Here is a 656-nt window from a genome sequence, read left to right on the forward strand (position 1 = left end):
CGAGCCGATGACTTCATGATGCCTCCTTCTTCGAACGCTTGGTGCGTCGTACCCGATTGCGAAGCTGACGGATTTGGTCGTCTGAGAGCTCGATCTGCCATGGCTGGCCTTTGGCTAACTGACGACCTGCCAGCAATCCCCGCGCGAGATAATCGAACACCGTCTGCGGGGTCACTCCAAGCTCATCCGCTGCGCCTTGAATTGAGAAGCTTCCATCGGGCCAGCGCATCGGATTCTTGTCCACGCCGTTGATTTTGACGGTGGGAATGCCCCAGCGGGTACGCAACAGCCAGACATTCTCGCCTTTGAAGGCGCAGCCTCGGGCCGCGACGAAGCCTTCCTGATTGAGTATTGCCGCGATCTCGGCATCCATTTTGTGTTCAGCATTCAACTCGACGATCCGTTGCCGCAACCGATCAATGTCGATGTAATCACGGTAGGTCTGAACGCGCCGTTGCACGTGATGCTCGCTGGTTGCACCGGTCTGCCAGACGATCTTGAGCCACACCTGACCTCGGGTCCGCTTCTGATCAAGAACGACTTCGCGGATCACAAATCGCAGAATGCGCTTGCGATCGGCTGCCGACGTGGTGGCCGCGTTCCAAATCCGCGGTAGGTTCTCGCCGAGCGCTTGTAGCCCTGCGCATTCCGCCGGG

Annotated in this window: 1 pseudogene; it reads right to left on the reverse strand. The window is 58.7% G+C overall.

The window, feature by feature from the left end:
- Positions 1-13: 13 nt before the first annotated feature.
- Positions 14-656: pseudogene (locus IVA82_RS23280) on the reverse strand (recombinase family protein); the annotation flags it as partial.

Source organism: Bradyrhizobium sp. 142 (assembly GCF_023074015.1).
Taxonomy (GTDB): domain Bacteria; phylum Pseudomonadota; class Alphaproteobacteria; order Rhizobiales; family Xanthobacteraceae; genus Bradyrhizobium.